Genomic DNA, 13416 nt, shown 5'->3' on the forward strand with positions numbered 1-13416 from the left:
GCGTGCGTCACGGAACGGTTGCCGCGCTGGCCGCGGGCACGCTGCTGCTGACCGCGGGGTGTTCCTCGGGGGACGGTTCCGGCAGCGCGGCGGGCGTCGGGCACATGCCCTCCCCCGCCGCCTCGGGCCCGTCGGCCTCCCCGTCCGCGTCGGTGGCCCTGCCACCGGCGAAGGGCTCGGTGGAGGTGGTCTCCACGCTCACCGAGGGCCTCGACTCGCCGTGGGGGCTGGCGCAGCTGCCCGGCGGCGATCTGCTGGTCTCCTCGCGCGACAAGGGCACGATCACCCGGATCGACGGGAAGAGCGGCAAGAAGACCCTGCTGGGCGCCGTGCCCGGGGTGTCGCCCGGCGGGGAGGGAGGGCTGCTGGGGATCGCGGTCTCCCCCGCCTACGGTGCGGACCATCTGGTGTACGCGTACTTCACGACCGAGTCCGACAACCGCATCGCGCGCATGCAGTACGACGAGAACGGCACGACGCCCGGCCGGCTGCTGGGTGCGCCGGACACGATTCTGCGGGGCATCCCGAAGGGCTCGATCCACAACGGCGGGCGGATCGCCTTCGGCCCGGATCACATGCTGTACGCGGGCACCGGGGAGACGGGGGACACCGGGCTCGCGCAGGACAAGAAGTCACTGGCCGGCAAGATCCTGCGGATGACCCCGGACGGCCAGCCGCTGCACGGCAATCCGCAGGCCGACTCCGTGGTGTATTCGTACGGGCACCGCAATGTGCAGGGGCTGGCCTGGGACGGGCAGAGGCAGCTGTGGGCGTCAGAATTCGGGCAGGGTACCTGGGACGAGCTGAACAGGATCGAGCCGGGTGGGAACTATGGCTGGCCGGAGGTCGAGGGCAAGGCGGGAAAGCCGGGTTTCATCGACCCCGTGGCACAGTGGAAGACGTCCGGGGCGTCCCCGAGCGGGATCGCCTTCGCCAAGGGTTCGATCTGGATGGCGGGCCTGCGCGGTGAGCGCCTCTGGAGGATTCCGCTGTCCGGCAAGGAACCTCTGGCGGCCCCGCAGTCGTTCCTGAAGGGGAAGTACGGGCGTCTGCGCACGGTGCTCGCCGCGGGCGGCGACAAGCTCTGGCTGGTCACGAGCAATACGGACACCCGTGGCACCCCGAAGCCGGGAGACGACAGGATCCTGGTGCTGGAGGTGCGGTAGCGGCTACAGCAGGTGAAAGGGCGTGCGGCCGGTGTTCAACTTCTTCGAGGAACTCTTCGCGCCGGGCCGTAAGCACGCCGCCGACGAACAGAAGCGGCTGGAGCTGACCCGGGTGGATCTCGGTGTCGGCGACCCGGGGCGCGGGCCGGTAGACCTGGCCTCCGGAAAGGTGATCGTCAGGGCGTCCGGTACCGACGGCGGTCCTGCGGCGGAGCGTGGCGCGACAGACGCGACACCGGACCGGGACCAGGCAGCGGACGACCTCGATGAGGCGTCCGGGCCGGATACCCCGGACGCTCCGGAGGCCGGTCCGGACGCGCGGCCGTAGGCGGGTTGGACGCCCCCGGTGTCAGGAGGTGTTCCGGACCGGGTACAGGCGGAGCCGGTGGGCCAGGGCGGCCGCCTCGCCGCGGCTGGAGACGCCGAGCTTGGCGAGAATGTTGGAGACGTGCACGCTCGCGGTCTTGGGTGAGATGTAGAGCTCCTCGGCGATCCTGCGGTTGGTGTGACCGGCTGCGACGAGACGGTGCACATCCTGTTCGCGTCGCGTCAGCCCGAAGGACTCCACCGCCGCTGCCGCCGCCTCGCGCAGGTGGTCCTCGGTCTGCTCCCGGTCCGCCGCCTCGTCGGTGGTGCCCTCCCGGGCGGGGACGGTGGCGGCAAGCGGTATCTCTTGGGCGGCGCCCTGGGCCGAGGACCGGTCGGAGGTGGTGAGGGTGATGCGGGCGCGTCCGGCCAGCAGCTCGATGGTCTCGGTCAACGGGCGCGCGCCGAGTCGCCCGGCGGTGCGATGGGCCTCGCGCAGCAGGGTGGTGGCCGCGGACCGGTCGCCGGAGGCGATGAGGAGCGCCTCTGCCCAGCGATGGTGGATCTGGGCCAGTTCGTACGGGCGGTGCAGGGGTGCGAAGGCGGTGGCGGCGCGGGACCAGTGGTCGGGGGTGTCGAGCCCCTCGGCCCGGGCCAGCTCGGCGTCTACCAGGAGACCGTAGGCGGCCCAGACGGGGATGAGCATCGGCAGCCGCTTCAGGTGTCCGCGGATGCTTGCCAGGATCGCCGGCCGGCCTGGGTCGGCGGCGGGCAGACCCCGGGCGTCGGCCTCGGCGGTGGCGGCGACATGGAGCAGCGGCAGGGCGTACCGCTGGGTGCCGGGCGGGAAGCCCTGCTCCGCCTGGGCCTCGAACGCGGACCGCGCCTCGGCGAGCCGCCCCTGCTGCGCGGCAAGGATCATGGCGTGGCGTACGCGGTTGATGAGGAGCTGGGGCTGCGGGTCACGGGAGCCGAAAAAGCGTCGGGTCAGGGCGAGTTGAATCTCGGCCTCGGCCAGGTCACCCTGGGCGAGGGCCAGTTCGGTACGGCGTGCGGCGACGAGCCCCTGCGCCTTGCTGGACCGGGCGGCGCGGGCCGCCGCGTCGGTGGTCGCACGGCTCTCGTCCCAGTGGCCGAGAGAGAAGAGCGAGATCGCCTGGTTGCAGCGGACCCATGCCTCCATGTCGGCGATGCCGTGGCTGCGGCTGATCTCGATGCCGTGGTCCGCGGCGGCCACGGCCTCCAGGGAGCGGCCCATGGATTCGAGGGTGGAGGGGAGATTGATGCCGGCCCGGCTGATGATGCCGACCAGGTGCAGTTCATCGGCGCGGTCGCGGACTGCGTACATCTCGGCGATGCCCTCGTCGACACTGCCCGCGTCGGCGGTGAGCCAGCCGCGGGTGAGCCTGGCGTGCAGTTCGATGTACTCGTCACCGACGAGCCGGGCGTACTCCACGGCCCGGTCGACGGCTTGCAGCGTCTCGGCGCCCGGGCGGTGCAGGGCGCCCCATCCCGCCACGCTCATCAGGACATCGGCGTGCACGGCGGACGGGGGCAGGCCGCGTACGAGCTCCTGGGCGTTGACCAGTTCCTGCCATCCGTCGCCACGGGTGAGGTCCTGCATCAGCCGGGAGCGCTGGACCCAGAACCAGGCGGCGCGCAGCGGGTCGTCCTCGCCGTCCAGGACGCGCATGGCCTTCTTGGCGATGGCCAGGGCCCGTTCGCGTTCGCCGCCGAACCAGGCGGCGACGGTGGCCTCGGCCATCAGGTCGAGATAGCGCAGCGGGGTGGTGTCGGGGTCGCAGCCGCAGGCCGGGTAGCTCTCCGCGTAGTCGATGGGGCGCAGGGTGCGGCGCACGTCGTCGGGGGCGTCGTCCCACAGCTCCATCGCCCTTTCCAGCAGACGGAGTTGCTCGGAGAACGCGTAGCGGCGGCGGGCCTCGACCGAGGCCTTCAGTACGGCGGGCAGGGCCTTGGCGGCATCGTGTGCGCAGTACCAGTAGCTGGCGAGCCGGGTGGCCCGTTCACCGGCGCGGACGAGGGTGGGATCGATCTCCAGGGCTTCCGCATAGCGCCGGTTGAGCCGGGAGCGCTCGCCGGGCAGCAGATCGTCGCTGACGGCCTCGCGGACCAGGGAGTGCCGGAAGCGGTAGCCGTTGCCCTCCGGGGTGGTGAGGAGCAAGTTGGCTCCGACGGCCGCACGCAGCGCCTCGATGAGTTCGTCCTCGGTGAGTCGGGCGACCGCGGCCAGCAGTCCGTACTCGACGGTGGAGCCGCCCTCGGCGACGATCCGGGCGATCTTCTGGGCGCCGTCGGGGAGCGCTTCGACGCGGACGAGCAGCAGGTCGCGCAGCGAGTCGGAGAGCCGGGAGCGGTCGCCGCTCTCCAGGCTGCAGGCGAGCTCCTCGACGAAGAAGGCGTTGCCGTCGGAGCGTTCGAAGATCTCGTCCACCAGGGCCGCCTCGGGGGTGGCGGCGAGGATGCCGGTGAGCTGGCGGCGGACCTCGGTGCGGTTGAAGCGGGCGAGTTCGATCCGGCGGACGGTACGGAGCCGGTCCAGTTCGGCGAGGAGGGGGCGCAGGGGGTGGCGGCGGTGGATGTCGTCGGAGCGGTAGGTGCCGATCACGACGAGACGGCCGCTGCGCACGGTGCGGAAGAGATAGGCGAGGAGATGCCGGGTGGAGGCATCGGCCCAGTGCAGGTCCTCCAGGACGAGGACGACCGCGCGCTGCGCCGAGATGCGCTCCAGGAGCCTGGCGGTGAGTTCGAAGAGGCGGGCGGTGCTGTGCTCGTCGGTCGCGTCCCGGTCGGCCTCGCCGAGTTCGGGGAGCAGCCGGGCCAGTTCGCCCTCCTGCCCGGCGCAGGCGGCGGCCATCTCGTCGGGCAGGGTGCGGCGCAGGGCGCGCAGGGCGGTGGAGAACGGGGCGTAGGGCAGGCCGTCGGCACCGACCTCGACGCAGCCGCCGACGGCGACGACGGCCTCGCGGCGCACCGCCGCCGCGAGGAACTCCTCGACCAGCCGGGTCTTGCCGACGCCCGCCTCGCCGCCGATGAGCAGCGCCTGCGGCTCGCCGCCGGGGCGGTCGGCACGGCCGGTGTCCTCTGCGGTGGCGCGGGTGAGCGCATCGACGAGCGAGGCGAATTCACCTGCGCGGCCGACGAACACGGGACTGACGGACCTGGTCTGCACGTCGCCGAGCATCGCACATGGGTCCAACGGTGCGGGCCCCGGAATCGGGTCGTCCGGCATCGCGAAGCCGTCACACGACTACTACGCGGCGTGGACGAACCGGTTCCGGTCCGTACTCACCGGCCCCTCGGCCTCCTTGCGTACGGATTCACGGGCAGCCCTGCGGGCGGCCCTGCGGGCCCGACGGGCCTCCCCGACGAGCCGCTCCTGCTCGGCACGGCGCCGCATTTCGATCGCGTTCAGCTTGTGGAGTTCGAGCGTGAACATGTGCTTCTCCCGGAGGACGAAGGCCCGTTGGGGCCTGGGGGGCGGCAGTGTTTCTGCCGTGCCCCCACTGTCGTCTCCCAGGGGGTGTCGCCGCATCGGGCGAGTTCCGCATCTTCGCGGGGCGGGGGGCCTTAGCCGGGTGCGGACACTGCCGCACACGGGCCGGGGCCGCCCGGGCGGATGCCTTAGACCGACCGGCAAATGGGGGGTGGGTGAGGGAGCGGGGCCGGGTGCGTGCCGCTGCAAGGCGGAGAAGGAGTCAACGCGAAGGGGGTCCCCCATGCCTTCAGCTATGGGGGAGTTGGTGACTGACGACAACGCGGGAGGGGGTCCCCCCTGGCCCTTAAGGCCTTGGGGGAGCGCGTGCCCAGCCCCGCGACGCCGCCCCCCAATTGCCGGTCGGTCTCAGAGCCTGTCGGGTGACCTCCGATCGGATAGCGGACGCGGTCTGGTGCGTGCGATTCCAAGGCGGAGGAGGGAGTCGACGCGAAGGGGGTCCCCCCCATGCCTTCAGCTATGGGGGAGTCGGTGACTGACGACAACGCGGGAAGCGTGCGTGCCAGGGCGTGACCGCCCGGTCGGAGGTCACCCGACAGGCTCTCAGACGGCCGTAGGGCGGTACGTACTCACTGGGTGGTGCCCGCGGTCGGCAGAGCGACGATGAGGTCGAAATACATGCCGGCGGAGATCACCAGGCCGAGGACACCGAGCGCGATGCCGGCGGTCGCGACGGCACGCACCCAGCCGGGCTGCGGGTGCGGGGAGGGTGCGCCGAAGGCCGGGCGGACCAGGGCGAAGATGCCGACCAGCAGGGCGAGCAGTGCGAAGAGGCCGTTGACCAGCGCGGTGGAGTGCCAGGCGTCGCCGTAGATCTCCGAGATCTGCTGGGCCGCGGTGCCACCGCCCGAGGTCTTGATCTGCCCGATCAGGGTCTCGCGCTCGGCGGCGACCTTGCCGACCCAGGACCCGCTGAGCGCGACGACACCGAGACCGGCGGCTGCCACGGCCGCGGCGGCCGAGCCGAGGCCGGACGACCCCTTGCCGGAGTCGTCGAAGTCGGGGTCCGTGAAGTCGGAGTCCTCGGAATCGGAGTCCTTGAAGCCGGCATCCGGATCGAGGTCCTGGGCGGGGTCCGGGGCGGAGCCCGCTCCGGCGTCGTCGGCCACCGCGAGCTCTCCCTCGGCTTCGGCCGCCCCCTTGTCGAGGCTGTGCGCCGCGTCCTTGGCAGTGTTCTCCTCGGCCGCGGTCTCCTCGGCGTCGAGAACAGCGGGAGCGGCGGAGCCGGTGGGAGTGCTGGCGTTCTTGGGAGTTCCGGGGTTCATGTCCCGCACGCTAGGCGGCCCGGATGAGAACCTTCTTAACGCCCGTCGCCGGCCGGTCCCCCTGTCCCGGCCTCAGGCCTTCTGCGCCCGCCACTCCCGGGCCAGTACGGACCAGATCTCCGAGTCGTGCCGCTCGCCCCGGTACAGGTAGTTCTCGCGCAGCACCCCGTCGCGTGTCATACCGAGCCGCTTGGCCACGGCGATGCTTCGGGTGTTCGCGGCGGACGCGCCCCACTCCACGCGGTGCATCCCGCGCTCGTACACCGCCCAGTCGATCAGCTTCCGTGTCGCCCGGGTGACCAGGCCACGCCCCTCCCCCGCCGGCTCCAGCCAGCAGCCGACCTCGCAGTTCCCGGATTCCGTGTCGAAGATCCGGAACAGGACACCGCCGACGAGCGTACCGTCCAGCCAGATGCCGTAGAGGCGCCCCGTGTCGGCCGCCCGCTTCTCCGCGTACCGCCGGAGCAGGGCACGCGCCGAGTCCACGTCGGTGGCGAACGAGGCGAGGGGGATCCAGGGGTCGACGATCTCGCGGGCCCGGTCCATATGGGCGAGGAACTCCGCCGCCTGCCAGATCTCCAGCGGCCGCAGTTCCGCTCCGTCGTCGCCCAGGGATATCGCGAACATCATGCTCCTTCTCGAACCGATTCCACCGCTTGCACTGCCTGCGCGGTTCCCACCGGTTCCGCCGGTTTCGCTGCCTGCGGGATTTTCCCATACGGCACGCGGCACTCTGGAGGCTCGATGCTGATCCGCGGCAGCCGCCCATCCAGCCAGCGCGGCAGCCACCAGTTCGCTCCGCCCAGCAGATGCATCAGGGCAGGGACCAGCAGCGTACGGAGAACGAAGGCATCGAGGGCGACCGCCGCGGCGAGCGCGATTCCGAACATGGCGATGACCCGGTCCCCGCTGAGGACGAAGGCGAGGAAGACCGAAATCATGATCACTGCCGCGGAGTTGATCACGCGGCTGGTCTCGGCGAGGCCGACGCGCACCGCCCGCCGGTTGTCACCGGTCTCCAGCCACTCCTCGTACATCCGCCCGACCAGGAACACCTGGTAGTCCATGGAGAGCCCGAAGAGCACGGACACCATGATGACCGGCAGGAACGGTTCGATGGGCCCCGAGCTGCCCAGCCCCAGCAGCTCGCTCCCCCATCCCCACTGGAAGATCGCGACTACGACTCCGAACGAGGAGGCGACGGCCGCCACATTCATCGCGGCCGCCTTCAGCGGAATGCCGATCGACCGGAAGGCCAGCAGCAGGAGCAGACAGCCGAGCCCTATGACGACGCCGATGAAGAGCGGGAGCTTGCCGATGATGATCCGGGCGAAGTCGTCGTAGCCGGCCGTCACCCCGCCCACATGGGCCCGGAGCGAGGTGTTCGCCTCGGCCTGCGGGAGGACATCCGTACGCAGCCGGCCGACGAGCGCGCTGGTCTCCCGCGACTGCGGTGACGAATTCGGCACAACGGCGATGAAGGCCGCACTGCCGCTGTTGTTGTACGTCACCGGGCCGACCGAGGCCACACCGTCGGTGGCTCGCAGGACGTCCGGCAGGCCGTCCATCGCCAGCCGGTCGTCCGCGCCGTCGAGCTGTGCGGCGATCGTCAGCGGGCCGTTGACGCCCGGTCCGAATCCTTCGGCCAGCAGGTCGTACGCCTGCCGGGTGGTGGACGAGGAGGGGTTGTTGCCCTGGTCGGAGGTGCCCAGATGCAGGGAGAACGTGGGCAGCGCGAGGACCAGCATCACCACGGCGGCGAACGCCCCGAGCAGCTTGGGATGGCGTTCGACGAACGCGGACCAGCGGGCGGCGAAGCCGGTGGGCAGTTCGGGCTGCGGCCCGCGCTCGGCGAGCCTTCGGCGCTCGCGCCGGCTCAGCGCCCGCATGCCGATGAAGGACAGCAGGGCGGGCAGCAGGGTCACGGAGGCGGCCACGGTCAGGACGACGGTGAGCGAGGCGGCGATCGCCACACCGTTGAGGAACCCGAGCCGCAGGATCAGCATGCCGAGCAGCGCCATACAGACAGTGGCTCCGGCGAAGACGACGGACCGCCCGGTCGTCGCGACGGCGTTCTGCGCCGCCTCGGCGACGGTCATGCCCCTGCGCAGTCCTCTGCGGTGCCGGGTGACGATGAACAGCGCGTAGTCGATGCCGACGCCGAGCCCTATCAGCATGCCCAGCATGGGGGCGAAGTCGGCGACGGTCATCACATGGCCCAGCAGCACGATGCCCGCGTACGCCGTGCCGACGGAGACGAGAGCAGTGGCGATGGGCAGCATGCTGGCGGCGAGCGAGCCGAAGGCGAGGAACAGGACGACCGCTGCGACGACGACCCCGATGGCCTCGCTGAAGTGGGCGGACGGCGCCTCGGTGAGGGCGACGGCCGAACCGCCCAGTTCCACCTGGAGGTGGTCGCCGGCGGCGGCCTTCGCTGTGTCGACGACCGCCCGGGCCTGCTGCACCGGGATGTCGTCGGACTGCCGGTCGAAGGTGATCGTGGCGTAGGCGGTGTGTCCGTCCTCGCTGATCTGCCCGGCGCCGGACGCCCCGTACGGTCCGGTGACGGCGCCGACACCGGGCAGTTCCTCGACCGCGTGCAGGGTCCGGGTCATCGTCTGCCGGACATCGGCGGCCCGCACGGTGGAGTCGGTGGTGTGCCAGACGATGGTGTCCGTGTCACCGCCGAGGTCCGTGAAACCGCTCCTGAGGAGCTCGGCGGCCCGGCCGGACTCCGTACCGGGCACGTCGTAGTCGTTGGAGTAGGCAGAGCCCGCGAAGCCCGCCGCGGTGGCTGCGCCGCCGAGGGCGAAGAGCCAGATGAGGACGGCGATGAGGCGGTGCCTGACGCACCAGCGGGCAATGGCAGCCAACGGACGTGCTCCTGATGGTTCGTGGTTCTTTACCAGGACAGAACATGAATTGCCCGTAAAGAACACATGACCTGAGAATCGCCACTCTGGCAGCCGATGGTGATCCTTTGTCGCTTTCGTGGCCTTACTCACAACGGCCGCAGGAATGACTGCGGCCCCGGAGTCACAACGGCCTCCGGCCACCTCACTCGGCCAGTCGTTCCTCCGCCTCCAGTTCTTCCTCGAACTGCTCCTCGATCTCCGCAATGCCCTTCGCCACGGCTTCCGCCAGATGGACGGGGCAGGTCAGCACCTCGCTCCCGAAGCCCTGGCCGTAGTCCGGGCCAAGGGCGGGGCATGCGTCGGGGGCGTAGAGGTGCGCGATGCGGGCCACGCGATCGGAGGTGCGCTCATGGCCGGGCGCATGGCCGTCCGCGTGGGTGCATGCGCCACCGGGCAGGGCGGCGGCAGCGGTACGGAGGATGCCGAGGATCTCGCGGGCGATTCCGTACGACAGCTGCAGGGAATCGGCCGCCGTGCCCATCAGGAGCAGCAGGACGGTCCGCTCGAGCGCGGGTCCGTCGGGGCCGAGCTGCTCGTACCGCCGGGCCGCCCAGAGCGCCGCCTCCTCGGAGGCTGTCTCGTCCTTGAACGGGACATGCCGCTCGCTCAGCGGTTCGATGTCGAGCCGGCCGTCGGGGCGCAGATACACCGGGTCCAGATGTGCCGTCTCCCGGGTGCCGAAGAGTCTGTCGACCGCTTCGCGCAGATGGTCGCGGGCCTCGACGGAGAGGGCGCGCAGGAAGGCGGTGCAGGTCCACGCCTCCAGCGAGGCCCCGTATCCGTCCTCGTGTTCCTCGCGCAGGACGGCCCGGCCGCCGGGGCTCTGCAGGTGGATTCCCTCGGCGGCCTGCTGGTCGCTGCCGGAGTTCAGTGCCGGGTGCTCGCCGTCCTCGTGCGCGCACGTCTCGTCCGGCAGCAACGGCAGTACGGACTCCAGGCCCTCGATCATGTCGTCGAGCAGCGACCGCTGTCTGATCCGGCCCGACCCCGCGTACCAGCAGTTCGCATGGGCGACGACGACATAGCCGGCGAGAGCGGCCCGGGAGAGGCTGCTGGGCGGTGTGGCGTGGACCTCCAGGTCCCAGAACGGATCACCGTTCGGATAGTCGTTGAGCACACTGCCCAGGCTGCTGATGTTGCTCAGGTGGCTTTCCGGGATGATCTCGGGGATGCCCTCCGTGCTGCCCGGCAGGATCACATCGGCGGCTGTCCGCGCCCATCCGGCGGCGTTGCGGGGGCAGGCCTCGGCCCCGTCCCACGCAGCGGGCGGAACCTGGACGTCCGGCGCGTCGAGCAGCGCGTCCGCGTCCGTGTCCCAGTTCTCCAGGCTCCCGGTGTACGGATGAGCCGCGTGCCCGCACCCGCCGGCCTGGCGGGACTGCTCGTCCATGGCCTCGGCGGCGGCGCCGAGCGCGTCCACCACGGCCCGCTCGACGGGGGCGCCGCGTCGCCCGAGGACGTACCGCGCCATGCTCACCAGACCGAAGGTCAGCAGGACCGCCTGCTCGCTGTCCGGTTCGGCGGCGAGCAGGCGGGCGCACTCCAGGACGACGGGATCCGCCTCCTCGGGGGCGGCGCCCGCCGTGACTCCGGTCCATTTCTCGATCAGTTCAGTCATGATCAAGGAAACGCCGGCCGCGCCACGGCGGTTCCGGTGGGCGCCGAACTCCCGTACGTGATGACGGGCCTGCCGGCGACCCGTCAGCCGGAAATGCTCGCCCGGCCGTTCTCGATGTGCCCCATCAGCCGGCGCCGGAAGACATCGTCCCCGTCGACGGTGACGGACAGGTCGTACCAGCCGTGTGCGTCGGCCGCCGAGTGCACGACCGTACGGCTGCGTCCCGGCTTGACCTTGACGGTCCTGGTCCAGCCCCGCAGGTCCGCCTCGTCGACGTACCCCAGCGGCCGCACGGTGAAGGTGAGCGTCGTCCGCCCCGTGTTGCGCAGGGTGAGATGCAGATCCCGCTCATGCGCGTCGACCCGCGAGGCGACTTCGGCCCCGGCCGAGACGCCGCCCTTCGCGGGCCCGGCGAACTCGCGTCGGAAGCCGTTCGGCCCCGTCACCGTGAACCGGTACGCCGCACCGGTAAGGGGCACCGTCCATTGCGCCGTGCCCCTCACATCCCGGTGCTGCGGTACGGGGAACTCCCCCGCGTACGGATACAGCGCGAAGTGCGCGGACGAGCGCCCCGTGTTGCTGAGGGCCACCTGCACCGCTCCGTCCACCAGCTTCGCCTGGGCGTCCGGCTGGTACGGCAGCGCGCGGGCCGGGCGGGTCCCGGGCTCCGGTACGGGCATGTGCTGCACGAGCGGCGGCTTCGGCGCCCAGCGTCCGCTGAACGGCGGGATGGCACCGGGCTGCTCCACCTCGGGCCGGCGCCGTGCGCGCTTGAAGTCGAACGCCGAGGTCAGATCGCCGGTGACGGTGCGCCGCCAGTCGCTGATGTTCGGTTCCTTCACGCCGGTCCAGCGCTCCAGGAAGCGGATCACGGAGGTGTGGTCGAAGACCTCGGAGCAGACGTAGCCGCCCACCGTCCACGGCGACACGACGAGCAGCGGCACCCGCATCCCGAGACCGGTGGGCTTGCCCTCCCACTGTTCCTCGGTCACCTCGGGCGGCGCGACCGGCGGCGGCACGTGGTCGAAGAAGCCGTCGTTCTCGTCGTAGTTGATGAGGACGGCGGTGTGGCGCCACACATCGGGGTGCTTGCCCAGCGCGTCCAGGACCTTGTAGACGATCGTCGCGCTGTGGATCGGCGAGGAGACGCTCGGGTGCTCGGAGTCGACGGCCGACGGCACCAGATAGGAGACCTCGGGCAGCGTGCCCGCCGCCACGTCCTTGGCGAACTCATCGGCCAGCGTTCCGGTCTCCACCCGGCGCAACGCACGCTCGAAGAGGCTGCGTTCGGTCTTGTCCAGGGTGACGACACCCTCTTCGAGCAGACCGAACAGCCGCTCCCGCTCCGTGGCGTCCGCGTCCCGTACCGCCGAGTAGAACGACTCCATGTACGTATGGCCGCCGGTCTTCGCCAGCGCCTTGCGGGCGATCGCCTTGAAGGTGGCGAAGAACTCGATCTGGTTGTCGGTGAAGTTCTCCCACTCGGTGTACGTACGCCAGCTGTGCCCGGCCTTCTCCAGCCGCTCCGCGTACGTGCTCCAGTCGTACCCGGGGTGCGTGCCCTCGTCGTACGCGTCGTTGCTGACGGCCCGCTTGCCGTTCGCCTCGTTGCCCGTCTTGCCACTCCACAGGTGGTTGCGGTTGGGGCTGGTCGAGGTGTGGATGGAGGAGTGGTAGGCGTCGCAGACCGTGAAGGTGTCGGCCAGTTCGTAGTGCAGCGGGATGTCACGGCGGTCGTAGTACGCCATGGTGGCGGCCGTCTTCGCGGTCACCCAGCCGTTCATCCACCCCCCGGCCCATGCCTTCCCGCCACCGCTCCAGGAGTGGTCGAGCGCGCCGATGTACTGGAGGTCCTTCTTCTGCGCCTCGGCGGCGTCCCGCACCGGGAACGGCAGCACGGAGGTGCCCAGCGGAGCGGGCTGCTCGAAGACCGGCCTGCCGGAGGGCAGTTCGACGGCGTTGCGGTCACCGAAGCCGCGCACTCCCCGGAGTGTCCCGAAGTAGTGGTCGAAGGAACGGTTCTCCTGCATCAGGATCACCACATGCTTGATGGCTCCGAGCCCGTCACCGCCACCGGACCCCGCCGGATGTGCCGGCTGCGCCGCGATCGCGGCCTGCAGCGACGGCGGAAGCAGCGACCCCGCAGCTGCGACGCCGAGTGCACCGCCGCCGAGCGCGAAGAGCCGTCGCCGTGAAATGTCCGTGGTCAAGTGAGCCTCCCGAGTCTGTCGTTCAGCCGGGAAACTAATCAAGCCAGGTGGCGCGGGGAAGGATTCCGTACGGCTCGGTGGTGAACGTCCAACAGGTCGGCCGGGAAAGTCCAACCGCGTCCCGCACCTGGTCACACCCCGATCAGCTGCGGCGCCCCCACAGCGCGACCGTCGACACGGCCGGCGTCGCCGGTACGGTCAGCAGCCCGAACCGGGTGAAGTGGCCGAGGTCGGGCGCGGCGCCGTGGGTGTGCAGGATGCGGCGCCGGAGCAGGGTGGCAAGCGGGCCGATGTACGTGAGGTTCGGGCCGAGGTTCACGCCGATCAGCGCGGCGGGCAGCGGGCCGGGACCCGCCGCCGCGACGAACGGGAGCAGCGCGAGGACGGGTGAAGGGGCGGTGCACCCGGCTCACGGGTGCACC

Annotated in this window: 9 protein-coding genes and 1 pseudogene; 2 read left to right on the plus strand and 8 right to left on the minus strand. The window is 71.0% G+C overall.

Features of this window, described 5'->3' with window-relative positions:
- Positions 1–2 precede the first annotated feature (2 nt).
- Complete coding sequence (locus ACIPEK_RS03745) at positions 3–1166, plus strand: PQQ-dependent sugar dehydrogenase (RefSeq protein WP_401990185.1); 1164 nt, start codon at positions 3–5, stop codon at positions 1164–1166.
- Between the two features lie 31 nt (positions 1167–1197).
- Positions 1198–1494, plus strand: a complete 297-nt coding sequence (locus tag ACIPEK_RS03750) for a DUF6191 domain-containing protein (protein ID WP_401990771.1) — start codon at positions 1198–1200, stop codon at positions 1492–1494.
- 21 nt (positions 1495–1515) lie between these two features.
- Here the strand turns inward: ACIPEK_RS03750 and ACIPEK_RS03755 are convergent, their stop codons facing one another.
- The 8 genes and pseudogenes from ACIPEK_RS03755 to ACIPEK_RS03790 form a co-directional block, all read right to left on the minus strand.
- Positions 1516–4674 (minus strand): AAA family ATPase, encoded by a 3159-nt coding sequence (locus tag ACIPEK_RS03755; RefSeq protein WP_401990188.1) that lies wholly within the window; start codon positions 4672–4674, stop codon positions 1516–1518.
- 69 nt (positions 4675–4743) lie between these two features.
- Positions 4744–4929 carry a hypothetical protein gene (locus ACIPEK_RS03760; RefSeq protein WP_327272771.1) on the minus strand — a complete coding sequence of 62 codons (186 nt, stop codon included), beginning with the start codon at positions 4927–4929 and terminating at the stop codon, positions 4744–4746.
- Positions 4930–5555: 626 nt separating this feature from the next.
- The gene (locus ACIPEK_RS03765) at positions 5556–6251 is read right to left on the minus strand and encodes a hypothetical protein (RefSeq protein ID WP_401990192.1); all 696 of its coding nucleotides are present in this window, start codon (positions 6249–6251) and stop codon (positions 5556–5558) included.
- Positions 6252–6323: 72 nt separating this feature from the next.
- Positions 6324–6878, minus strand: a complete 555-nt coding sequence (locus tag ACIPEK_RS03770) for a GNAT family N-acetyltransferase (RefSeq protein ID WP_401990195.1) — start codon at positions 6876–6878, stop codon at positions 6324–6326.
- On the minus strand, positions 6878–9124 hold the full coding sequence (locus ACIPEK_RS03775; RefSeq protein WP_401990198.1) for an MMPL family transporter: 2247 nt from the start codon (positions 9122–9124) through the stop codon (positions 6878–6880). The genes ACIPEK_RS03770 and ACIPEK_RS03775 overlap by 1 nt, the downstream gene beginning before the upstream one ends.
- Before the next feature lie 184 nt (positions 9125–9308).
- On the minus strand, positions 9309–10784 hold the full coding sequence (locus ACIPEK_RS03780; RefSeq protein ID WP_401990202.1) for a hypothetical protein: 1476 nt from the start codon (positions 10782–10784) through the stop codon (positions 9309–9311).
- Between the two features lie 83 nt (positions 10785–10867).
- Positions 10868–12994 carry a phosphocholine-specific phospholipase C gene (locus tag ACIPEK_RS03785; RefSeq protein ID WP_401990205.1) on the minus strand — a complete coding sequence of 709 codons (2127 nt, stop codon included), beginning with the start codon at positions 12992–12994 and terminating at the stop codon, positions 10868–10870.
- A gap of 142 nt (positions 12995–13136) precedes the next feature.
- Positions 13137–13379: pseudogene (locus ACIPEK_RS03790) on the minus strand (arsenic transporter); the annotation flags it as partial.
- Positions 13380–13416: the final 37 nt, after the last annotated feature.

Origin of the sequence: Streptomyces sp. NPDC088246 (genome assembly GCF_044741025.1) — a bacterium.
GTDB lineage: Bacteria > Actinomycetota > Actinomycetes > Streptomycetales > Streptomycetaceae > Streptomyces.

What these genes read in the sequence shown, in the direction of transcription:
- ACIPEK_RS03780 (WP_401990202.1), bottom strand. Translation starts at nt 10,784, where the DNA reads ATGACTGAACTGATCGAGAAATGGACCGGAGTCACGGCGGGCGCCGCC.
- ACIPEK_RS03755 (WP_401990188.1), bottom strand. Translation starts at nt 4,674, where the DNA reads ATGCTCGGCGACGTGCAGACCAGGTCCGTCAGTCCCGTGTTCGTCGGC.
- ACIPEK_RS03760 (WP_327272771.1), bottom strand. Translation starts at nt 4,929, where the DNA reads ATGTTCACGCTCGAACTCCACAAGCTGAACGCGATCGAAATGCGGCGC.
- ACIPEK_RS03765 (WP_401990192.1), bottom strand. Translation starts at nt 6,251, where the DNA reads ATGAACCCCGGAACTCCCAAGAACGCCAGCACTCCCACCGGCTCCGCC.
- ACIPEK_RS03770 (WP_401990195.1), bottom strand. Translation starts at nt 6,878, where the DNA reads ATGTTCGCGATATCCCTGGGCGACGACGGAGCGGAACTGCGGCCGCTG.